Source organism: Pseudomonas sp. RC10-4-2 (genome assembly GCF_050433085.1).
GTDB classification, from domain to species: domain Bacteria; phylum Pseudomonadota; class Gammaproteobacteria; order Pseudomonadales; family Pseudomonadaceae; genus Pseudomonas; species Pseudomonas aeruginosa.
Genome location: NZ_JBNPXX010000008.1, coordinates 240,030 through 260,141, shown reverse-complemented (window position 1 = coordinate 260,141; position 20,112 = coordinate 240,030). Strand labels below are relative to the sequence as shown.

Genomic DNA, 20,112 nt, shown 5'->3' with positions numbered 1-20,112 from the left:
TCGCGGAAAACGCCCAGTGTACCGCGTCGGGAGCTCCGGCGGCCGACCGCCGCTTCGGGTAAGATGCGCGCCGTTTCCGATGAGCGGAGTGGGACAGTGGCAAGTACAGATGTGCTGATCGTTGGCGCCGGGGCGGCCGGGCTGATGTGTGCGATGACGGCGGCCGGACGCGGGCGCCGCGTGCGGGTGCTCGACCACGCCAACAAGGCCGGCAAGAAGATCCTCATGTCCGGCGGCGGGCGCTGCAATTTCACCAACCTGTACACCGAGCCGGCCAACTTCCTTTCGCGCAATCCGCACTTCTGCAAGTCGGCGCTGGCCCGCTACACCCAGTGGGACTTCATCGGCCTGGTGGCCAAGCACCAGGTGCCGTACCACGAGAAGAAACTCGGCCAGCTGTTCTGCGACAACAAGTCCAGCGACATCCTCGAGATGCTGCTGCGCGAATGCGCCGAGGCCGGAGCGGAAATCCTGCTGGACACCTCGATCGAAGAGATCGCCCGCGACGACGACGGCTACCGCCTGCGTACCAGCGCCGGCGAGATGCGCTGCGAGTCGCTGGTGATCGCCAGCGGCGGCCTGTCGATCCCGACCCTCGGCGCCAGCGGTTTCGGCTACCAGGTGGCGCGCCAGTTCGGCCACGAGGTGCTGCCGACCCGCGCCGGGCTGGTGCCGTTCACCATCACCGACCAGTTGAAGGAGCTGTGCGCCGAGCTTTCCGGCACCTCCGTGGATTGCCGGGTGAGCTGCAACGGCCAAGTGTTCCGCGAGAACCTGCTGTTCACCCATCGCGGCCTCAGCGGCCCGGCGATGTTGCAGATTTCCTCCTACTGGCAACCGGGCGATACCCTGGAAATCGACCTGCTGCCGGACCACGACGCCAGCGAATGGCTGGCGCAGCAACAGCGCGAGCGTCCCAACAGCGAGCTGAAGACCCTGCTCGCCGAGCTGCTCACCAAGAAGCTCGCCGGACTGCTGGCCGACCGCTGGTTCGTCTCCAAGCCGATGAAGCAGTACACCCCGACCGAACTGGCGGGTATCGCCGGGCAGCTTTCGGCCTGGCGGGTCACGCCCTCGGGCACCGAGGGCTACCGCACCGCGGAAGTGACCCTGGGCGGGGTGAGCACCGACGAAGTGTCGTCGAAGACCATGGAGTCGCAGCGCTCGCCGGGGCTGTATTTCGTCGGCGAAGTACTGGACGTCAGCGGCCACCTCGGCGGCTTCAACTTCCAGTGGGCCTGGGCCTCGGGTTATGCGGCGGGGCAGTACGCCTAGCGCGCCTCGGCCAGATAGGCCTCGGTGCGATAGGGCAGCGCTACCTGCTCCCTCCCCTTGAGCGCCGGATGGCTGGCGACCAGCTCGCGCAATTGCGCCGCCACGGCGTTCTTTTCCGTCTCCGGCAAGGCGGCGATGAAGCTCACCGAAAGGAAGCGCGAGACGATCACCTGCTCCGGCGGGCCGACATGCTCGTAGGCGAAGGTGGACAAGCGCAGCGGTCCGAAGGGCGCGCGCTCGAACGGCCGACGCCAGTCGCCCTTGTAGAAACGCGGCGCATCGCCTTCGTAGGGGGTGATGATGCGGGTAATCTCGGCGACCCAATCCAGCGACTCGTCACGCACGTTCCACACCAGCCCCAGCCTGCCTTCCGCCGTCAGCACGCGGCGCATTTCCTCCAGCGCCTCCACGGTGGCGAACCAATGGAAGGCCTGTGCGCACACCAGGGCGTCGGCGAAGCCGTTGGCCAGCGGAATCGACTGGGCGCTACCGGCCAGCGCCTGGACCTGCGGCAAGGCCTCGGCGAGCTGGGCGCGCATCGCATCCACCGGTTCCACCGCGACCACTCGCGCGCCGGTACGGGCCAGCAGGCGGGTGAACTTGCCGGTGCCGGCGCCGAGGTCCACCGCGACGGTCTGCGGACGCAGGCCAAGGGCATCGCGCAGCCAGTCGGAGAGCGCTTCCGGGTACTCGGGCCGGCCCTGGGCGTAACGCTGGGCCTCGGCGCTGAAACCTTGCTGGGCGGCGCTGTGTACGGACGACATGAGGGACCTCCTGGGCGGCAGGGAAAGCCCGAGGTATAGCACAGCGGTTTTCCTCCGAATTCCAGACGAACGGTTCAAAGCCTTGCGCGGCGTGGCTCGCAGCCATTGGTCAGGGGCTTCGTGGACCTCTCGGGGAAGAGGCTATTGTCGATCCGAAGGCCCACCCGACGACCAGGGTAAAAGCATCCCGGCACACGCCGGCGTCCCCCGCCACAACCAGGAGTCAGCCATGAGCAGCGAAGTCAGCGCCATCCGCCAATTGATCGAAGACTGGCGAGCCGCCGTCCGCGCCAGCGACGTTCCGCGCATCGTCTCGTACTACGCGGAGGACATCGTCGCCTTCGACGCCATCCTGCAATTGCAATTCAAGGGGCGCGACGCCTACCAGAAGCACTGGCAGGCCTGCACCGAGATGTGCAAAGGACCGATGACCTTCGATATCGCCGAACTGCAGATCCATGCCGACCCGCAGGTCGCCTTCGCCCACTACCTCTGCCACTGCGGCGGCACCGGCCCAGACGGCCAGCCGCACTCCTCGTGGATGCGGGTCAGCGCCGGCTACCGCAAGCACGGCGACGGCTGGAAGGTGATCCACGAGCATTTCTCGGCGCCGTTCGACATGGACGGCAAGGCGCTGTTCGACCTGCAGCCCTGACTCAGCGCCGCGCGGCGGTCGCCGCCGGGTCGACGCAGCGTTTCACTGCGCGAGGGCTGAGCAGCGAGCAAGGCTTGCCGACCAGGTAGCTGCGGTAGACCTTCAGCAGCATAGCCTGGCTGTAGCGGCAACCCTTGCCGCTCTTGCGCAGGCAGGGGCTCTCGAACTCGAAGCGACCGTTGACCGGCTCGGCCAGTTGGATGCGCAACGCCGGCCAGGTGGAGCGTTGCGGCGCCGGCGGGGTTTCCAGTTGGCGGCCGTCGCGCACCACCAGTTCGCCGCCGGCCTCTGCATAGTCGAAGACGAACAGCAGGGTGCGCGAAGTCTTGGTGGTGCAGTCGCTGCGCGCCAGGCAATCCTGCGGGTCGGCGGGATCGCGCGCTACGCTCGGCGACGCGGCCTCCTCGACGTCGCGGGACGGCGCGTGCAGGCCAGCGCAACCGGCCAGCAGCAGGAACGGCAGGGTCAGGAGCCAGCGGCGCATCGGATTTCCCCGGGGCGGATGTGCAAGAGCCCCGACCAGCGGGGCTCCCGTTCGAACGAAGGCGCTTAGTTGACCTTCGGATCCAGCTCGCCGCGAGCGTAGCGCTGGAACATGCCTTCCAGGGAGATCGGCTTGATCTTGGAAGCGTTGCCGGCGGTGCCGAAGGCTTCGTAGCGAGCGATGCAGATGTCGCGCATGGCCTCGACGGTCTTGGAGAAGTACTTGCGCGGGTCGAACTCGCTCGGGTTCTGCGCCAGGAAGCGGCGGATGGCACCGGTGGAGGCCAGGCGCAGGTCGGTGTCGATGTTCACCTTGCGCACGCCGTACTTGATGCCCTCGACGATTTCCTCGACCGGCACGCCGTAGGTCTCTTTGATCTCGCCGCCGTACTCGTTGATGATCGCCAGCCAGTCCTGCGGTACCGAGGAAGAGCCGTGCATCACCAGGTGGGTGTCCGGGATGCGCGCGTGGATTTCCTTGATGCGCTGGATCGACAGGGTGTCCCCGGTCGGCGGCTTGGTGAACTTGTAGGCGCCGTGGCTGGTGCCGATGGCGATGGCCAGGGCGTCGACCTTGGTCTTCTTCACGAAGTCGGCGGCTTCTTCCGGATCGGTCAGCAACTGGCTGTGGTCCAGCACGCCTTCCGCGCCGACGCCGTCTTCCTCGCCGGCCATGCCGGTTTCCAGGGAACCCAGGCAGCCCAGCTCGCCTTCCACGGACACGCCGCAGGCATGGGCGAACGCCACGGTCTGCTGGGTCACGCGGACGTTGTAGTCGTAGTCGGCAGGGGTCTTGCCGTCTTCACGCAGGGAGCCGTCCATCATCACCGAGCTGAAGCCCAGCTGGATGGAACGCTGGCAGACGTCGGGGCTGGTGCCGTGATCCTGGTGCATGACCACCGGGATGTGCGGGAATTCTTCGATCGCGGCGAGGATCAGGTGGCGCAGGAAGGGCGCGCCGGCGTATTTGCGAGCACCGGCGGAAGCCTGGACGATCACGGGCGAATCGGTCTTGTCGGCCGCTTCCATGATGGCGCGCATCTGCTCGAGGTTGTTGACGTTGAAGGCCGGCACGCCGTAGCCGAATTCGGCGGCGTGATCCAGCATCTGGCGCATGCTGATGAGTGCCATGGTTCTCGTATCTCCCAATCGCGGGGTCGTTCAGTGATTCAGAAGCCTGCCGCAGGGGCAGGCCCGGTTCAAGTTCCTTGCGAGGAGCGGTCGCGGCGCCGCGCCCCTGCCGGCGCGACTCAGCGCGCCTTGCAACCGCGACCGATGAGGTCGTCGGTTTCGACCCAGTACACCAGGCCTTCGTCGTTCTCCAGGTGGAAGCCCAGGCGTCCGTCGCTATAGAAAGCGCCGACGGCCGCAGGTTCCTGCTCCAAGTGGTGGACCACGTCGTCCTCGTCCTTCAGGCGCAGGTCGACGATGTTCTTGCTGCCGTCGATATAGCGCCATTCGATCACCGCCTTGCTGTCGCAGGTCCAGCGGGTCCAGTCCTTGCCGCCCGGCTTGCCGGAGGAAGCGGAGCAGCCGGCCAGCAGCGCCGCGGCGGCGAAGCCGCCGAACAGGGCGATACGCGAGTAGTTCATGTCCATCCTCCATCCGTGCGGAACGCTCCGCCGCACCTCGCCGGGCCGCAAGCGGCCCGCGCGGCGGCCGGCTGGCCTTGCCTGTCACAGGAAAGGCGCAATGCTACTGCGTACGCTGGCGAATCCCCAGCCCTTTCCGTAGAAACTGGCAGAAAAGCACTACGGGCATTCCACCGGCTTTTGTCCGGCGGTCGGATCGCCGCTGCTCTGCTGCTCGACCCGCTGGCGGTTCTGCTCGGTCGGCACCATCACGTCCGGCGGACTGATCACCTCGCAGGTGCTCGGGCGTCGACCGCCATCGCCGCTACAGGCGGCCAGGCCCAGGCAGAACATCAGGAGTGGCAAGGTTACGGAACGCATGGGGCACCTCCTTTTTTCGTCGTCCTCAAAGGTGTGACCCCCGAGGACGGCGAATGGTTTGCCCCGTCTGCGTCAGCCCTTGGCGCGCTGCTCCAGGATTTCCACGGCCGGCAGGACCTTGCCCTCGACGAACTCGAGGAACGCGCCGCCACCGGTGGAAATATAGGAGATCCGCTCGGCGATGCCGTACTTGTCGATCGCCGCCAGGGTATCGCCGCCGCCGGCGATGGAGAACGCCGCGCTATCGGCGATGGCATTGGCCAGGGTACGGGTGCCCTCGCCGAACTGGTCGAACTCGAACACCCCGACCGGACCGTTCCACAGGATGGTCTTCGAGGTCTTCAGCAGCTCGGCGAACTGCGCGGCGGTCTGCGGGCCGATGTCGAGGATCATGTCGTCGTCGGCGACCTCGGCGATGGCCTTGACGGTCGCCACGGCGCTCTCGGCGAATTCCTTGGCCACCACCACGTCCACCGGCAGCGGCACCTTGACCTTGGCGGCGATGGCCTTGGCGGTCTCGACCAGGTCGGCCTCGTACAGCGACTTGCCGACCTTGTGTCCGGCCGCGGCGAGGAAGGTGTTGGCGATGCCGCCGCCGACGATCAGCTGGTCGCAGATGCCGGCCAGGCTGTTCAGCACGTCGAGCTTGGTGGAAACCTTGGAGCCGGCGACGATCGCCGCCATCGGCCGCGCCGGGTTGTCCAGCGCCTTGCCCAGCGCGTCCAGTTCGGCGGCCAGCAGCGGGCCGGCGGCGGCGACCTTGGCGAACCTGGCCACGCCGTGGGTCGACCCCTCGGCGCGGTGGGCGGTACCGAAGGCATCCATCACGAACACGTCGCACAGCGCGGCGTACTTCTGCGCCAGCTCGTCGGCGTTCTTCTTCTCGCCCTTGTTGAAGCGCACGTTCTCGAACAGCACCAGGTCGCCCGCCTTGACCTCGACGCCGTCGAGGTAGTCGGCCAGCAGCGGCACTTCGCGGCCCAGGGCCTTGGACAGGTACTCGGCCACCGGCTTCAGGCTGTTCTCGGCGGAGAACTCGCCCTCGGTCGGTCGGCCCAGGTGCGAGCAGACCATCACCGCCGCGCCCTTCTCCAGGGCCAGCTTGAGGGTCGGCAGGGCGGCCTTGATCCGTGCATCGCTCTGCACCTGGCCGTCCTTCACGGGCACGTTGAGGTCCTCGCGGATCAGCACGCGCTTACCTTTGAGGTCGAGGTCAGTCATCTTCAACACGGTCATGACAATCAGTCCTTGGGTACTTGTTGATCAGGCACGGCGGCGCGCAGGTAGTGTCCGGCGACGTCGAGCATACGGTTGGCGAATCCCCATTCGTTGTCGAACCAGGCCAGCAAGTTGACCAGGCGAGGCCCGGAAACGCGGGTCTGGCTGCCATCGACGATGGCCGAATGGGGGTCGTGGTTGAAATCGCAACTGGCGTGCGGCAGCTCGGTATAAGCCAGCAGTCCGCGCAGCGGGCCGCTTTCGGCAGCCTCGCGAAGCACCCGGTTGATCTCGGCGGCGGAGGTGTCGCGGGAAGTCTGCAGGGTGATGTCCAGCGCCGAGACGTTCACCGTGGGCACGCGTATGGCTTTGGCCTGGATGCGCCCGGCAAGTTCCGGCAACAGGCGTTCGATGCCGCGCGCCAGACCGGTGGACACCGGGATCACCGACTGGAACGCCGAACGGGTACGGCGCAGGTCCTCATGGTGGTAGGCGTCGATCACCGGCTGGTCGTTCATCGCCGAGTGGATGGTGGTGATCGACACGTATTCCAGGCCGATCGCCTCGTTCAGCAGCTTGAGCAGCGGCACCCCGCAATTGGTCGTGCAGGAGGCGTTGGAGACCAGCGTTTCGCGGCCGCTGAGGTCCTGCTGGTTGACCCCATAGACGATGGTGGCGTCGATGTCCGCCTCGCTCGCCATCGGCTGCGAGAACAGCACCCGCGGCGCGCCGGCGCGGAGGAAACGCTCGGCCTGGGCGCGGTTGGTGTACTGGCCGGAGCACTCCAGCACCAGGTCGACCCGCAGCGCCTGCCAATCGATGGCCTCCGGAGTCGGGCTGCGCAGCACCTTCACGCAATCGCCGTTGATGTGCAGGCAGTCGCCGTCGACCTTCACTTCGCCGGGAAAGCGGCCATGGGTGGAGTCGAAGCGGGTCAGGTACTCGACGCTGGCCTGGTCGGCCAGGTCGTTCAGCGCGACGATCTCGAAGCCCAGTTGCTCCGGGCGCTCGTGCAGCGCGCGCAGGACGCAGCGGCCGATACGGCCATAGCCATTGAGCGCGACGCGAAAAGGCGGGGTGGACATCGGCAGGGATAGCTCCGGCAAGGGGCCAGTGAAAGGCGCCAATTATGCGGGGGATGGGCCCGCCTGGGAACCGTCCGCGACCCGCGCGGCGCGGCGTGCGCCGCGGCAACGGCTCGCGCGCAGGCGCTGAAACGATTCATGCGACACCTGGCTGGCGCGACCGCGTTCCGTTGTGCAAGGCTCGCCCGCATCCACCGACCGCCAGGAGCGCCAGATGCCCCGCTTCGCCGCCAACCTCAGCATGCTCTACCCCCGCCACGACTTCCTCGAACGCTTCGCCGCCGCCGCCGCGGACGGCTTCGAGGGCGTGGAGTACCTGTTCCCCTATGCCTACCCTGCGGCCGAACTGAAGGCCCGGCTGGACGACCACGGCCTGCGCCAGGTGCTGTTCAATGCCGCACCCGGCGACTGGGACAAGGGCGAGCGCGGCCTGGCCAGCCTGCCGGGGCGCGAGGCCGAATTCCGCCGCGCCATCGCCCAGGCCATCGACTATGCCCAGGTCCTCGGCAACCGCCACATCCATGTCATGGCCGGACTGCTGCCGGCCGGCGCCGACCGCATCCGCCACCGCGAGACCTACCTCGACAACCTCGCCCATGCCGCCCGCGAGGCCGCCGGTGCCGGGCTGACGGTGCTCATAGAGCCGATCAACAACCGCGACATGCCGGGCTTCTTCCTCACCCGCCAGGACGACGCCCAGGCCATCTGCCGCGAGGTCGGCGCGGACAACCTGCAGGTACAGTTCGACTGCTACCACTGCCAGATCGTCGAGGGCGACCTGGCCACCACCCTGCGTCGCGACATCGGCAATATCGGCCACGTCCAGATCGCCGGGGTACCCGACCGCCACGAGCCGGATGACGACAACGAAGTGAACTACCCCTACCTGTTCGAGCTACTCGACCGGCTCGGCTACCAGGGCTGGATCGGCTGCGAGTACCGTCCGCGCGGCGACACCTCGGCAGGCCTGGAATGGCTGCGGCGCTGGCGCGCTACTCGACGCGACGGATGATCGGCTCCAGCGCGTCCAGACGCTCGCGGGCGGCCAGCCAGTCGCGCACTTCCGCGCACCACTGTTCTTCCTTCAGCACCGCGCGGGCACGGGTCAGCACTCGCGGCCAGGGACGGTCGTCGAACAGGCGCAGCAGCACCTGGTTGAGCTGTTCGCTATCCAGCGGCCGGCGTCCACGGCGCACCGGCGCGTCGACCCGCTGCGCCAGCGATTGCAGCACCCGTTCGCGCTGCGCCGTATCCACCGGCATCGGCTGCTCGTCGTAGGCACAGAGCACCAGGATCTCCGGCGCGACGTTCTCCAGCAGGCCGGCGCGCAGCCGGCAGTGGCCATCGAGGATCACGCAGGCATCCAGGCAGTTCAGGCGCAGCGCCAGCACCGGCGGCAGCTCGCCTTCGCGGGCCTTCTTGCGCCACCACTTGACCCGCCCCTCGTCATCCTCGACCCGGCGCAGGGCGATCAGGGCGTCGTTGTCGCGCCCCCACCAGTCGAGCCACTGCACCCAGTCGTCGTCGAGGACCTTCTCCAGGCTGTAGAAGCGCCAGTCCGGCAACAGTGCGTCGCGCCCGACGCTGCGGTAGCGCCAGCGTTCCAGCACCCGTTCGCGCGGATCGTGGCTCTGCGGTGGCTGCCAGGCGGGCACCTGCTCGGCGAGCGACAGGCGCAGCAACCAGCGCCCGGCCTCCAGGCAACTGCCCGGGCTGGTACGCAGGGTCTCGACGAAATAGCGGCTCCAGGCCTTGTAGCGGGCCTCGCCGCGCAGGCCGCGCAACGCTTCCAGGGTCGGCGAGTCGATGGGCGGCACGCTGGCCTGCGCCGGGCTCGCCGCGACCAGGCTCTTCACCAGCCAGATGCCATCGTGGTACGGCAACTGGGTGGCCCAGAGCAGCGGCTGATCGCCACGCATCAGGCGAATGCGGGCCTGGCCGCCGGATTGCAGATGAAGGAAAGAGGGCGCCCGATGGGCGCCCTCCACCTGGACCGCGAGGCCCAGCCATTCGCCATTGGCGGGGCTTTCGAGGTCCCGCCAGTAGAGCGTGTGCATCAGTCTTCCAGCAGCTCCTCGGCCACCGCCAGGACGTTGTCCAGGGTGAAGCCGAAGTGCTCGAACAGCGCCGGGGCCGGCGCCGACTCGCCGAAGCTGGTCATGCCGATGATGCGCCCGTCGAGACCGACGTACTTGTACCAGTAGTCGGCATGGGCGGCCTCGATGGCGATGCGCGCGCCGACTTCCACCGGCAGCACGGACTGCTTGTAGGACTCGTCCTGCTGCTCGTAGACGCTGGTGCATGGCATCGATACCACGCGGACCTTGCGGCCCTGCTCGCTGAGCTTGTCGTAGGCCTGCACGGCCAGGCCGACTTCCGAACCGGTGGCGATCAGGATCAGTTCCGGCTCGCCTTCGCAGTCCTTCAGCACGTAGCCGCCGCGGGCGATGTCGGCCACCTGGGCGACGTCGCGCGCCTGGTGCGGCAGGTTCTGGCGGGAGAAGATCAGCGCGGACGGACCGTCGGCGCGCTCGATGGCATGCTTCCAGGCCACCGCCGACTCGACCGCGTCGGCCGGGCGCCAGGTGTCCAGGTTCGGGGTCAGGCGCAGGCTGGCCAGTTGTTCGATCGGCTGGTGGGTCGGGCCGTCCTCGCCGAGGCCGATGGAGTCGTGGGTGAACACGTAGAGCACGCGCTGCTTCATCAGTGCGGACATGCGCACGGCGTTGCGCGCGTATTCCATGAAGATCAGGAAGGTCGCACCGTAGGGAATGAAACCGCCGTGCAGGGCGACGCCATTCATGATCGCGCTCATGCCGAATTCGCGCACGCCGTAGAACACGTAGTTGCCGGCGGCGTCGTCGGCGCTGACGCCCTTGCAGCCCTTCCACAAGGTCAGGTTGGAGCCGGCCAGGTCGGCGGAACCGCCGAGCAGCTCCGGCAGCAGCGGGCCGAAGGCGTTCAGCGCGTTCTGGCTGGCCTTGCGGCTGGCGATGGTCTCACCCTTGTTGGCAACATCGGCGACGTAGGCCGCGGCCTTCTCGGCGAAGTCGGCCGGCAGCTCGCCCTTCAGGCGGCGCAGCAATTCGGCGGCCAGTTCCGGATGGGCAGCCTGGTAGGCGGCGAAACGCTTGTTCCACTCGGTTTCCTGGGCGGCGCCGGTTTCCTTGGCGTCCCACTCGGCGTAGATCTGCGCCGGGATCTCGAACGGAGCGTGCTCCCAGCCCAGCGCGGCGCGGGTCGCGGCGATCTCGTCGGCGCCCAGCGGCGCGCCGTGGCACTCTTCCTTGCCCTGCTTGTTCGGCGAGCCGAAACCGATCACGGTCTTGCAGCAGATCAGGGTCGGCTGGTCGCTCTTGCGCGCGGTATCGATGGCGGTCTTGATTTCGTCGGCGTCATGCCCGTCGACGTTGCGGATCACTTGCCAGCCATAGGCCTCGAAGCGCTTCGGGGTGTCGTCGGTGAACCAGCCGTGGACCTCGCCGTCGATGGAAATGCCGTTGTCGTCGTAGAAGGCGATCAGCTTGTTCAGGCGCAGGGTGCCGGCCAGCGAGGCGACCTCATGGGAAATGCCTTCCATCATGCAGCCGTCGCCGAGGAAGGCGTAGGTGTAGTGGTCGACCACCGCGTGGCCGTCGCGGTTGAACTGGGCGGCCAGGACCTTCTCCGCCAGCGCCATGCCCACCGCATTGGCGATGCCCTGGCCGAGCGGACCGGTGGTGGTCTCGACGCCGGCGGTGTAGCCGTACTCCGGGTGGCCCGGGGTGCGCGAGTTGAGCTGGCGGAAGTTCTTCAGGTCCTCGATGCCGAGGTCGTACCCGGTGAGGTGCAGCAGGGAGTAGATCAGCATCGAGCCGTGGCCGTTGGACAGCACGAAGCGGTCGCGGTTGGCCCACTGCGGGTTGCTCGGGTTGTGCTGCATGTAGTCGCGCCAGAGGACCTCGGCGATATCGGCCATGCCCATCGGGGCGCCCGGGTGGCCGCTGTTGGCTTTCTGCACGGCATCCATGCTCAGTGCACGGATGGCATTGGCTCGCTCACGACGGCTGGGCATCGCAATTCTCCTACGGGGGTTGCTGGTCGGAAGACCAGGAGTGAAAAAAAGGGCGCCATTTTCGCCCACCGAAGGCCCAAGGGGCAATGACAGATCGGCAGGGGGACAGTATGTCGCTGCCGACCGGTTTTGCCAGAAGCCTGGCGCAGCCGGATTGCAATTGCGCGACGGCCACCCGTCATCAATATCAAAAATTTTTGATACAGGCATTGCCGGGGTTCGGACCCGGTACTAGACTGCGCCTCCATGAGCCTTCGCGTGCCTTCGATACGACCAGACGACTACGACCCGCTCGCCGCGCTGTGCAAGGCGGCTGGCGACTCGCTGCGACTGAATGTGTTGCGCGCCCTGGCCAACGATTCGTTCGGCGTGCTGGAGCTGGCGCAGATCTTCGCCATCGGCCAGTCGGGCATGAGCCACCACCTCAAGGTGCTGGCCCAGGCCGGGCTGGTGGCGACGCGCCGCGAGGGCAACGCGATCTTCTACCGACGTTCGCTGCCCCTGGCCGAACGCACCGGCGGCGCGCTGCACGCGGCGCTGCTGGAGGAAGTGGACGAACGGGCGCTACCCGACGACGTGCGGGCGCGGATCGATGCCGTGCACGCCCAGCGCGCGGCGGTCAGCCAGGACTTCTTCGCCCGCGCGGCGGACAAGTTCCAGGCCCAGCAGGACCTGATCGCAGGACTGCCGCAATACCGTGAGAGCGTGTTGGCCTTGCTCGACGCACTGGCCTTCGCCCCCGGCGCCACGGCGCTGGAGGTCGGCCCGGGGGACGGCGGATTCCTGCCGGAACTCGCCAGGCGTTTCCGCCAGGTCACGGCGCTGGACAACAGCGCGGCGATGCTGGAACTGGCGCGCCAGCGCTGCAAGGAAGAAGGATTGGGCAACGTCCGCCTGGAATTGGCCGATGCCCTGCAGGACGCCGCCGAACCGGCCGATTGCGTGGTGCTGAACATGGTCCTGCACCACTTCGCCGCGCCGGCGGAGGCGCTGAAACAGTTGGCCCGCCTGGTCCATCCGGGCGGCAGCCTGCTGGTGACGGACTTGTGCCGGCACAACCAGGGCTGGGCCAGGGAGGCCTGCGGCGACCTCTGGTTGGGTTTCGAACAGGAGGACCTGGCCCAGTGGGCCGACGCCGCAGGGCTCACGCCCGGCGAGAGTCTTTACATTGGTTTACGCAATGGCTTCCAGATCCAGGTCCGGCACTTCGCCAGGGATGCATCCGAAAGCCGCCTCACCCACCGGTAATGTAGGAACCGATTGATGAGCGAATATTCCGTTTTCACCTCCGAGTCCGTGTCCGAAGGCCATCCGGACAAGATCGCGGACCAGATCTCCGACGCGGTGCTGGACGCCATCATCGCCAAGGACAAGTACGCTCGCGTGGCATGCGAAACCCTGGTCAAGACCGGCGTGGCGATCATCGCCGGTGAAGTCACCACCTCCGCCTGGGTCGACCTGGAAGAGCTGGTGCGCAAGGTCATCATCGACATCGGCTACGACAGCTCCGACGTCGGCTTCGATGGTGCCACCTGCGGCGTGCTGAACATCATCGGCAAGCAGTCGGTGGACATCAACCAGGGCGTCGACCGGGCCAAACCGGAAGACCAGGGCGCCGGCGACCAGGGCCTGATGTTCGGCTACGCCAGCAACGAGACCGACGTGCTGATGCCGGCGCCGATCTGCTTCTCCCACCGCCTGGTCGAGCGCCAGGCCGAGGCGCGCAAGTCCGGCCTGCTGCCATGGCTGCGCCCGGACGCCAAGTCCCAGGTGACCTGCCGCTACGAAGGCGGCAAGGTGGTCGGCATCGATGCGGTGGTGCTGTCCACCCAGCACAACCCGGAAGTCTCCTATAACGACCTGCGCGACGGCGTGATGGAGCTGATCATCAAGCAGGTGCTGCCGGCCGAGCTGCTGCACAAGGACACCCAGTTCCACATCAACCCGACCGGCAACTTCGTGATCGGCGGCCCGGTCGGCGACTGCGGCCTGACCGGACGCAAGATCATCGTCGACTCCTACGGCGGCATGGCCCGCCACGGCGGCGGCGCGTTCTCCGGCAAGGACCCGTCCAAGGTCGACCGCTCCGCCGCCTACGCCGGCCGCTACGTGGCGAAGAACATCGTCGCCGCCGGCCTCGCCGAGCGTTGCGAGATCCAGGTTTCCTACGCCATCGGCGTGGCCCAGCCGACCTCGATCTCGATCAACACCTTCGGCACCGGCAAGGTCAGCGACGAGAAGATCGTGCAACTGGTCCGCGAGCACTTCGACCTGCGCCCGTACGCGATCACCAAGATGCTCGACCTGCTCCACCCGATGTACCAGCCGACCGCGGCCTACGGCCACTTCGGTCGTCATCCGTTCGAGCTGACCGTGGACGGCGATACCTTCACCGCGTTCACCTGGGAGAAGACCGACAAGGCCGCTCTCCTGCGCGACGCCGCCGGCCTCTGAGCGACCGCGCGATAAAAAGCCCCGCTTCGGCGGGGCTTTTTCGTTTCCGGCAGGCTCAGCGCATGCGGAAGGCTTCCTGGTGGAACAGCCGCAGCGGCATGCCCTGCCGGCGCAGATCGCGGCGCAGGCTGTCGGCCAGCCCCTGCGGACCGCAGAACCAGACGCTCGGCCAGCGTCCTTCGGCGCTCTTCAGCACGCCCAGTTGCGCCGCCTGCGGCTTGCCCTGCTCGTCGCTATAGCGGATGTGCAGGGTCACGCTGGGCAGGTGTTCGCAAAGCTCGCGCAAGCGCCCGGCGAACAGCGCTTCCTGGGAATTGCGCACGCAATAGTGCAGCTCCACCGATGGCGCGCTTTCCGGCGCGGCCTGCAGCGACTCCAGCCAGGCGATGAACGGCGTCACGCCGATCCCGGCGGCGACCCAGACCTGCCGCCCGGCCAGGCCACGGCGGAAGTCGAAGCAGCCGTATGGCCCCTCCACCTCGACCCTGGCGCCGACCTCCAGGTTGTCCTGCAGGCGCCGGGTGTAGTCGCCCAACGCCTTGATGCTGAAGCGCACCTCGCCGCAGCCGCGGTCGGCGCTGGCGATGGTGAACGGATGGGCACCCTCCAGGCGGTCGCAGGTGAGAAAGGCGAACTGCCCGGCCCTGTGCGACCAGTCGCCCTGCAGCCGGCAGGTCACCTCGAGCAGGCTTTCGCCGTGCCGCTCGACGGCGGTGACCACGCCCGCATGGCGACGCGTGCGACCGATCCGCCCGCTCAGAGACAACAGTGCGCAGGCCGAACCGAGCAGTGCGCAGGCCGCCACCAGCCAACCGGCCGGCTGGCTCCAGTAGCTGGCCGGGGCGAGCACCACGGAATGGAAGGCCAGTACCAGGTAGACCAGGGCCAACGCCTTGTGCACATAACGCCAGAGGTGATACGGGAAGCGCTGCCAGAGAGTGACCAGCAGCATCCCGCCGAGAATCCACGCCGACCATTCACCCAACTCCTTGGCCGAGCCACGGAAGACATCGAGGAAGGTTTCCACCCGCGGGCCTTTCACCGGTTTGCCGACGATACCCGCCAGCCAGGGGCCGGCCAACTCCAGCAGGTAGTGCAACAGGCCGAGGACGATGGCCAGGATGCCCGCCCACTTGTGCAGGCGGTACATGCGGTCGAGCCCGTCCAGCGGCTTCTCCAGCCAGACCGGACGCACCGCCAGCAGCATGATCAACGTCATCAGGGCGAAGGACACTACCCCGGTAAGCAGGATCGCCTGCTTGCGCACCACCCAGATGTCCAGGCTCGCCGGCGGATCGACGGCCAGCGTCAGGCCCCAGGCCGCCAGCGCGGCGGCGAGAACTCCCCATAACAGTTTCATTGGCACCACTCCCCGACAGAACGCGCGAATCGCTGGAATGAACCCTGCGCGTCCAGTCTTAATTGTCCCTTAACTTCATGGGGGAATTAGCGAGGCCAGCGAGGTTTTCCCGCACAGCCATGACCTGCGTCAATCGTTGTCGGCCTTCAACCCCGGGGTGGGCGGAGCTATGCTGGTCCGCCGCGCCTACCGCCGAGCCGTGCCATGAAGATCCGCCTGCTGTCCGACCTCCACCACGAACATTTCGACGGGCGACGCCAACTGCCAGAGGTCGAGGCCGACGTGGTGGTGCTGGCCGGCGATATCCACAGCCACCTGGAAGGCCTGCACTGGGCCCGCGAGACCTTCGCCGACAGCGAGATCGTCTACGTCGCCGGCAACCATGAGTTCTACTCCTCGGAAATGACCGACCTGACCCAGGCGATGCGCAATATCGCCCGGGCGCTGGAGATCCACTTCCTGGAAAACGACGAAGTGCGGATCGGCCCGGCGCGCTTCCTCGGCGCCACCCTGTGGACCGACTTCCAGCTCTATGGCGCGGACGGCTATGCACCCGCCCATGAGCTGGCCCTGCAATCGATGCCGGACTTCAGCTGCATCGACTGGTTCGGTGGCGACTTCACCCCCGAGCAGAGCATCGCCCTGCACCAGGCCTCGCGCGACTGGCTCGCCGGACAGCTGGCGCGGCCCCACGACGGCCCGACGCTGGTGGTCAGCCACCACGCGCCCAGTGCGCTGTCGATCCCGCCGCAGTTCGTCGGCAACCCACTGTCGCCAGCCTTCGCTTCCAACCTCGACGAACTGGTGGCGCAGGCCGACTACTGGCTGCACGGTCACGTCCACGACGCCCTCGACTACCGCATCGGCCGGGCACGGGTGCTGGCCAATCCGGGCGGCTATCCCCACGAGAGAGGCGGGTTCCGTCCGGAATTCGTCTTCGAGGTCTGAGCCTCAGCGCGGCAACTGGCTGAAGAAGCGCCAGATTTCCACTGGCGCGTCCAGTTCCGGGTCGCTCTTGCCGAGAATCCGCGGGAAGCGATAGTCCGGCTGCGCCAGCACGTGGCCGCCGCCATGCACGCTGAGCAGCTCCACCGGCGGATGGCCGTCTTCCTGCCAGCGCTGGCGCTCGGTCCAGACCGGGCCGGGACGGGTCAGCGGCGCCACGTCCGGCGGCGCTGCGATGCCGTTCAGGCCGGCCCACCAGCGTGCCGAGTCCAGGGTCGAGCGTACCGCGCCCCGGTCGCCGAAGCCGAACAGGCTGACCTTGCCGCCGAGATAGGGATTGATCGGATCGCGCGTGCCGTTGATCAGCAACGCCGCGGTCGGCCGCTCGACCGGCCGACAGGCATCGTTCCCCGTGGTCGGCAGGCTCGCCGCCACCGCTGCGATCGCCGCCGGCAACCCCGGCGCTTCGGCGGCCAGGCGGAAAGCCATCTGGCCGCCATTGGAGTAGCCGGCGACATATACCCGCTGCGAATCGACGCGGTATTCCTGGGCCAGCCGCGCCACCAGCGCGCGGAGGAAAGCCACGTCATCGACGTCACGCAGCCGCGCCGAATAGCTGGCGGCCTTGCGGCAATCGTTCCAGTGGCCCTCGAAGCCGTCCGGGTAGGCCACCAGGAAACCTTCTTGCGCCGCCAGCCGGTCGAAGCCGTAGCCGCTGATGCGGCGCATCTGCGCGCCGTCGCCCCATGAGCCGTGCAGCACCACCAGCAACGGCGCTCCCTCGGACACGCCCGGCGGCACGTAGAGCAGGTAATGCCGGCGCAGGCCTGCGACCTTCAGACTCGAGTCCTCGCTGTGGCCGGCCAGCGCGGGGGGGCGCAGGGCCTCGTCCTGCAACCACCACCAGGCGCCGGCGAGCAGCGCCAGGACCAGCAGCAGGATAAGCGTGCGAACCAGGCGGATCAGCGTACGCATCGCGGTTCTCCCGTTCTCGGTGTCTTCGGACAACGTTAGGCCGGGTTGTGCCGGAATGCCCGAACCATGGCCCTTCTCCAGAGACCCCGGGGCGGCGTACTTTGCTCCCGGACAACCACAACCGTGCCGTTTGCTGGCACACTTGCGCCTTTGTCACGCCGGCTGCCGCCTGCCTCATCCGCCTGCCAGGACGCTCGGCCGAGCCGTCGTCCGGCAACCGCACCGGCCGTTCGATCAAGGAGCCAACCGATGTCCATTCGTCCTTCACTGCCGCTGGCCGGGCTGCTGCTCGCCGTCGCCCTGCCGCTCTCTGCCGCCCAGCCGGGCGCCGCCAAAGGCGCCCCACTCAGCGGTTGCGCCGCCAAGCAGGCCGCCATCGAGGCGAAGCTGGAAACGGCCCGCTCGTTCGCCAACGAAGGCCAGGTGGCCGGCTTGGAAAAGGCCCTCTCCGAGGTCAAGGAACACTGCACCGAAGCCGGCCTGCTGAGGGAAAACAAGCAGAAGGTGATCGACAGCGAGCGCGAGGTCAGCGAACGCGAGAAGGATTTGCGCAAGGCCATGGGCAAGGGCGATCCGGAGAAGATCGAGAAACGCAAGGCCAAGCTGGCCGAGGCCCGCGCCGAACTGGAAGAGGCCAAGAAAGGCCTGGAACAGGCCCAGGCGCAGTAGGACACCAGATACCGCCCTACGCCTCGCGCCTCCCACGCAAGGCGTATGACGCCCATGGTGTTATCCGCCATCCGCGCCGCAGCGGGACACCAGGTGCCGCCCAGCGCTGCCGCAACGGCGGATGAGCGCCAGCGCTCATTCGCCCTACCCCTCGCGCCTTCCAGGCACGGCGTATGACGCCCGGTCCGGCCTCAGAGCGCGCGGAATTTCTTGTGGCAGGCTTCGCAGGCGTCTTCCACCGCGGCGAAGTCCTTGCGCACGCCATCCGGGGTCGGCGTGGCCTGGCGGGTGTTGTCCTGAAGACGGTTCATCGCGTCGATGAAGACCTGGGTGGCGGCCTTGAACTCCTGCTGGCGCTGCCAGACCTCGTCCTTGGCGCGGGTGTCCTCGCCCTCCTCGCCGGCCTTGGGACTGGGGAAGTACTGCCAGGGCTGGTCGGCCAGTTGGTGCAACTTCGCCGATCCGGCGCGGAACTTCTCCGCGTCGAAGGGCAGGCGTCCGCGGAGCATCCCGCCCATGTCCTCGCTGGTCCGTAGCATTTCCTTGAAGATCGCCTGGCGCTTGGCCTCGGGCGAATTGGGATCCATACGGTGACAGCCGCTCAGGGCGACGCCGGCCAGCAGCACGACGAGCAGGGACTTCAGCTTCATGGCAAGGCTCTTTTTTCAGGGTCGATCACGGAAGCGGCGGATTATCCGCCGCCACCGCCGATTGATCCAGAGCCGCGCGCCCGCACTGCGGCCATAGGCCGCAGCGGGCTGCTCAGGCGGAAACCACGAAGAACGCGGCGATGAGCAGCATGCCGACGAACCAGACCAGCGAGCGCAACGGCCCCCAGTCGGCGAGGTAGCAGATGACGTAGAGCAGGCGACTGGTGATCCAGGCAATGGCCAGGCTATCCAGGGTCGCCTGCGAAGCGTTGCCGACCAGATGGGCGATGATCACCGCCGCGGCGAACGCCGGGGTCACTTCGAAAGCGTTCAACTGGGCGTTGTTGGCACGCCGGCGAAAGCCTTCGAGCGAACCGAGGAACGCCCGCGGGTCGGCGTTGGCCCGACCGCCGTAGCCCTCCCCGCCGAACTTGGCGATGGAGGTACAGACGTAAGGCAGGAAGATCGCGATCAGCACGCACCAGAAAGCGATGGTCATGGCAGTTCCTTGTAGTTGTGGAACTGCAACTCAAGCTGGCGCCGCTCGTTCTGTAAAGGCACAGCCCCTTCAGAGCTTCATCAGCAGCATTCCGGCCAGCACCAGGCCGCACGCCAGCAGGCGTGGCAGTCCGAACGGCTCGTTGAGGAAGCGCATGCCGAACAGCACCGCCAGCAGCACGCTGGTCTCGCGCAACGCTGCCGCTTCGGCGATCGACCCCAGCTGCATGGCCCACAGCACCAGGCCGTAGCTGGCCAGCACGCAGACCCCGACCGCAAGGCCGAGCTTCCACTCCAGCGCCCAGAAGCGGGCGAAGGCGCGGGTTCGCGCGCCAACGGCGATCAGCGGGAACGGCAGGCCGGAAAGCAGCGTCAGCCAGACCAGGTAGTCAAGCGCCAACGGCCAGCGCTTCAAGGCGTTGCCGTCGCTCCAGGTGTAGCCGCCGATGCACAGGCCGATCAGCAGCACCACCGGCAGGGTCCGCCAGGGCAGCCGCGAACCGCCGCCGCCCCAGAGCAGGCAAAGCATGCCGAAGGGGATCAACAGGATGCCGAGGATCTGCCGGCCGCTGAGCTGCTCGCCGCCGAACGCCAGGGTCAGGCCCAGCACCACCAGCGGCGACAGCCCGCGCATCAGCGGATAGACCAGGCCCAGGTCGCCGACCTTGTAGGCCTCGATCAACAGTACCCGGTAGAGCAGTTGCAGGACGGTGGCGCCGAGCAGCCAGGGCCAGACTTCGGCCGGCGGCAGGCTGACGAAGGGCAACAGCAGGATGGCGCAGAGCACGCCGACCACGTCCATGCAGGCGACGACCAGCAAGCGGTCGCTGCTGAACTTGACCAGGGTGTTCCAGGTAGCGTGGAGAACGGCGGCGCACAGCACCAGGCTGGTGGCTAGCATGACGGACCTTATTGGTATAGACCAAGATAATCTATCCCGGCGGAGGCTCCAAATGCTCGCCTCGTTGCGGCGTTTTTCCCTGAAAGCTCCTACGAAAGCGGAGAAACATGCAGCAGACATCGTCACGTCAAACGGCTTAATCTTCGGACAATCCTGATGGACTACCATCGGCCA

The 20,112-nt window shown here is 67.3% G+C and carries 21 protein-coding genes; 7 read left to right on the top strand and 14 right to left on the bottom strand.

Going from position 1 to position 20,112, the window contains the following annotated elements; translation table 11 throughout:
• The first annotated feature begins 96 nt into the window (after positions 1-96).
• Positions 97-1,275, top strand: coding sequence for an NAD(P)/FAD-dependent oxidoreductase (locus FHW81_RS28980; RefSeq protein ID WP_023104670.1), 1,179 nt, complete (start codon positions 97-99; stop codon positions 1,273-1,275).
• On the opposite strand, the gene FHW81_RS28975 is transcribed toward FHW81_RS28980, so the two are convergent.
• Positions 1,272-2,039, bottom strand: coding sequence for a class I SAM-dependent methyltransferase (locus FHW81_RS28975; RefSeq protein ID WP_003101607.1), 768 nt, complete (start codon positions 2,037-2,039; stop codon positions 1,272-1,274). The two genes, FHW81_RS28980 and FHW81_RS28975, sit on opposite strands and share 4 nt — an antisense overlap.
• A 229-nt stretch (positions 2,040-2,268) precedes the next feature.
• Here FHW81_RS28975 and FHW81_RS28970 point away from each other — a divergent pair, with 229 nt between their 5' ends.
• Positions 2,269-2,694 (top strand): YybH family protein, encoded by a 426-nt coding sequence (locus tag FHW81_RS28970; protein WP_003101606.1) that lies wholly within the window; start codon positions 2,269-2,271, stop codon positions 2,692-2,694.
• A gap of 1 nt (position 2,695) precedes the next feature.
• Here the strand turns inward: FHW81_RS28970 and FHW81_RS28965 are convergent, their stop codons facing one another.
• The 6 genes from FHW81_RS28965 to epd all read right to left on the bottom strand — a co-directional run bounded on the left by FHW81_RS28965 (position 2,696) and on the right by epd (position 7,432).
• Complete coding sequence (locus FHW81_RS28965) at positions 2,696-3,178, bottom strand: hypothetical protein (protein ID WP_003113228.1); 483 nt, start codon at positions 3,176-3,178, stop codon at positions 2,696-2,698.
• 65 nt (positions 3,179-3,243) lie between these two features.
• The gene (fba, locus tag FHW81_RS28960) at positions 3,244-4,308 is read right to left on the bottom strand and encodes a class II fructose-bisphosphate aldolase (protein WP_003084964.1); all 1,065 of its coding nucleotides are present in this window, start codon (positions 4,306-4,308) and stop codon (positions 3,244-3,246) included.
• 119 nt (positions 4,309-4,427) lie between these two features.
• Complete coding sequence (locus FHW81_RS28955; RefSeq protein WP_003113229.1) at positions 4,428-4,769, bottom strand: MliC family protein; 342 nt, start codon at positions 4,767-4,769, stop codon at positions 4,428-4,430.
• A gap of 159 nt (positions 4,770-4,928) precedes the next feature.
• On the bottom strand, positions 4,929-5,129 hold the full coding sequence (locus FHW81_RS28950; RefSeq protein ID WP_003084961.1) for a hypothetical protein: 201 nt from the start codon (positions 5,127-5,129) through the stop codon (positions 4,929-4,931).
• A gap of 72 nt (positions 5,130-5,201) precedes the next feature.
• Positions 5,202-6,365 (bottom strand): phosphoglycerate kinase, encoded by a 1,164-nt coding sequence (locus FHW81_RS28945; RefSeq protein ID WP_003101603.1) that lies wholly within the window; start codon positions 6,363-6,365, stop codon positions 5,202-5,204.
• Positions 6,366-6,370: 5 nt separating this feature from the next.
• Entirely contained in the window at positions 6,371-7,432 is a 1,062-nt protein-coding gene (gene epd, locus FHW81_RS28940; RefSeq protein WP_003084958.1) for an erythrose-4-phosphate dehydrogenase, read from the bottom strand.
• A gap of 214 nt (positions 7,433-7,646) precedes the next feature.
• On the opposite strand from epd, the gene otnI reads away from it, so the two are divergent.
• Complete coding sequence (gene otnI, locus FHW81_RS28935; protein WP_003113230.1) at positions 7,647-8,444, top strand: 2-oxo-tetronate isomerase; 798 nt, start codon at positions 7,647-7,649, stop codon at positions 8,442-8,444.
• On the opposite strand, the gene FHW81_RS28930 is transcribed toward otnI, so the two are convergent.
• Both FHW81_RS28930 and tkt read right to left on the bottom strand, forming a co-directional pair.
• Positions 8,425-9,489, bottom strand: a complete 1,065-nt coding sequence (locus FHW81_RS28930) for a hypothetical protein (protein WP_003101600.1) — start codon at positions 9,487-9,489, stop codon at positions 8,425-8,427. The genes otnI and FHW81_RS28930 overlap by 20 nt on opposite strands.
• Positions 9,489-11,486 carry a transketolase gene (tkt, locus tag FHW81_RS28925; protein ID WP_106120511.1) on the bottom strand — a complete coding sequence of 666 codons (1,998 nt, stop codon included), beginning with the start codon at positions 11,484-11,486 and terminating at the stop codon, positions 9,489-9,491. The genes FHW81_RS28930 and tkt overlap by 1 nt, the downstream gene beginning before the upstream one ends.
• Positions 11,487-11,732: 246 nt before the next feature.
• Here tkt and FHW81_RS28920 point away from each other — a divergent pair, with 246 nt between their 5' ends.
• The gene (locus FHW81_RS28920) at positions 11,733-12,734 is read left to right on the top strand and encodes an ArsR/SmtB family transcription factor (RefSeq protein WP_003113231.1); all 1,002 of its coding nucleotides are present in this window, start codon (positions 11,733-11,735) and stop codon (positions 12,732-12,734) included.
• A gap of 15 nt (positions 12,735-12,749) precedes the next feature.
• Positions 12,750-13,940: a methionine adenosyltransferase gene (metK, locus tag FHW81_RS28915; protein ID WP_003084948.1), complete on the top strand. Its 1,191-nt coding sequence runs from the start codon at positions 12,750-12,752 to the stop codon at positions 13,938-13,940.
• Positions 13,941-13,995: 55 nt separating this feature from the next.
• Here the strand turns inward: metK and FHW81_RS28910 are convergent, their stop codons facing one another.
• On the bottom strand, positions 13,996-15,300 hold the full coding sequence (locus FHW81_RS28910; protein ID WP_015649725.1) for a ferredoxin reductase family protein: 1,305 nt from the start codon (positions 15,298-15,300) through the stop codon (positions 13,996-13,998).
• Between the two features lie 204 nt (positions 15,301-15,504).
• On the opposite strand from FHW81_RS28910, the gene FHW81_RS28905 reads away from it, so the two are divergent.
• A complete protein-coding gene (locus FHW81_RS28905) occupies positions 15,505-16,248 on the top strand; it encodes a metallophosphoesterase family protein (protein WP_003160861.1) in 744 nt (247 codons plus the stop codon).
• A 3-nt stretch (positions 16,249-16,251) separates the two neighbouring features.
• Here the strand turns inward: FHW81_RS28905 and FHW81_RS28900 are convergent, their stop codons facing one another.
• The gene (locus tag FHW81_RS28900; protein ID WP_003160862.1) at positions 16,252-17,220 is read right to left on the bottom strand and encodes an alpha/beta hydrolase family esterase; all 969 of its coding nucleotides are present in this window, start codon (positions 17,218-17,220) and stop codon (positions 16,252-16,254) included.
• Positions 17,221-17,469: 249 nt separating this feature from the next.
• On the opposite strand from FHW81_RS28900, the gene FHW81_RS28895 reads away from it, so the two are divergent.
• Positions 17,470-17,889 (top strand): DUF1090 domain-containing protein, encoded by a 420-nt coding sequence (locus FHW81_RS28895; protein ID WP_003101589.1) that lies wholly within the window; start codon positions 17,470-17,472, stop codon positions 17,887-17,889.
• 191 nt (positions 17,890-18,080) lie between these two features.
• On the opposite strand, the gene FHW81_RS28890 is transcribed toward FHW81_RS28895, so the two are convergent.
• The 3 genes from FHW81_RS28890 to FHW81_RS28880 all read right to left on the bottom strand — a co-directional run bounded on the left by FHW81_RS28890 (position 18,081) and on the right by FHW81_RS28880 (position 19,938).
• The gene (locus FHW81_RS28890) at positions 18,081-18,539 is read right to left on the bottom strand and encodes a c-type cytochrome (RefSeq protein WP_003110213.1); all 459 of its coding nucleotides are present in this window, start codon (positions 18,537-18,539) and stop codon (positions 18,081-18,083) included.
• Between the two features lie 112 nt (positions 18,540-18,651).
• A complete protein-coding gene (locus FHW81_RS28885; RefSeq protein ID WP_003101585.1) occupies positions 18,652-19,038 on the bottom strand; it encodes an MAPEG family protein in 387 nt (128 codons plus the stop codon).
• Between the two features lie 69 nt (positions 19,039-19,107).
• Positions 19,108-19,938 carry a DMT family transporter gene (locus FHW81_RS28880; RefSeq protein ID WP_003101583.1) on the bottom strand — a complete coding sequence of 277 codons (831 nt, stop codon included), beginning with the start codon at positions 19,936-19,938 and terminating at the stop codon, positions 19,108-19,110.
• Positions 19,939-20,112 lie beyond the last annotated feature (174 nt).

Bases quoted from the DNA above. Each gene is read 5' to 3' on its own strand.
- FHW81_RS28955 (WP_003113229.1), bottom strand. From the start codon at position 4,769: ATGAACTACTCGCGTATCGCCCTGTTCGGCGGCTTCGCCGCCGCGGCG.
- FHW81_RS28880 (WP_003101583.1), bottom strand. From the start codon at position 19,938: ATGCTAGCCACCAGCCTGGTGCTGTGCGCCGCCGTTCTCCACGCTACC.
- FHW81_RS28970 (WP_003101606.1), top strand. From the start codon at position 2,269: ATGAGCAGCGAAGTCAGCGCCATCCGCCAATTGATCGAAGACTGGCGA.
- FHW81_RS28910 (WP_015649725.1), bottom strand. From the start codon at position 15,300: ATGAAACTGTTATGGGGAGTTCTCGCCGCCGCGCTGGCGGCCTGGGGC.
- otnI (WP_003113230.1), top strand. From the start codon at position 7,647: ATGCCCCGCTTCGCCGCCAACCTCAGCATGCTCTACCCCCGCCACGAC.
- FHW81_RS28950 (WP_003084961.1), bottom strand. From the start codon at position 5,129: ATGCGTTCCGTAACCTTGCCACTCCTGATGTTCTGCCTGGGCCTGGCC.
- fba (WP_003084964.1), bottom strand. From the start codon at position 4,308: ATGGCACTCATCAGCATGCGCCAGATGCTGGATCACGCCGCCGAATTC.
- FHW81_RS28920 (WP_003113231.1), top strand. From the start codon at position 11,733: ATGAGCCTTCGCGTGCCTTCGATACGACCAGACGACTACGACCCGCTC.
- FHW81_RS28885 (WP_003101585.1), bottom strand. From the start codon at position 19,038: ATGACCATCGCTTTCTGGTGCGTGCTGATCGCGATCTTCCTGCCTTAC.
- FHW81_RS28900 (WP_003160862.1), bottom strand. From the start codon at position 17,220: ATGCGTACGCTGATCCGCCTGGTTCGCACGCTTATCCTGCTGCTGGTC.
- FHW81_RS28895 (WP_003101589.1), top strand. From the start codon at position 17,470: ATGTCCATTCGTCCTTCACTGCCGCTGGCCGGGCTGCTGCTCGCCGTC.
- FHW81_RS28965 (WP_003113228.1), bottom strand. From the start codon at position 3,178: ATGCGCCGCTGGCTCCTGACCCTGCCGTTCCTGCTGCTGGCCGGTTGC.
- FHW81_RS28905 (WP_003160861.1), top strand. From the start codon at position 15,505: ATGAAGATCCGCCTGCTGTCCGACCTCCACCACGAACATTTCGACGGG.
- epd (WP_003084958.1), bottom strand. From the start codon at position 7,432: ATGTCCACCCCGCCTTTTCGCGTCGCGCTCAATGGCTATGGCCGTATC.
- FHW81_RS28975 (WP_003101607.1), bottom strand. From the start codon at position 2,039: ATGTCGTCCGTACACAGCGCCGCCCAGCAAGGTTTCAGCGCCGAGGCC.
- tkt (WP_106120511.1), bottom strand. From the start codon at position 11,486: ATGCCCAGCCGTCGTGAGCGAGCCAATGCCATCCGTGCACTGAGCATG.
- FHW81_RS28945 (WP_003101603.1), bottom strand. From the start codon at position 6,365: ATGACCGTGTTGAAGATGACTGACCTCGACCTCAAAGGTAAGCGCGTG.
- FHW81_RS28930 (WP_003101600.1), bottom strand. From the start codon at position 9,489: ATGCACACGCTCTACTGGCGGGACCTCGAAAGCCCCGCCAATGGCGAA.
- FHW81_RS28890 (WP_003110213.1), bottom strand. From the start codon at position 18,539: ATGAAGCTGAAGTCCCTGCTCGTCGTGCTGCTGGCCGGCGTCGCCCTG.
- metK (WP_003084948.1), top strand. From the start codon at position 12,750: ATGAGCGAATATTCCGTTTTCACCTCCGAGTCCGTGTCCGAAGGCCAT.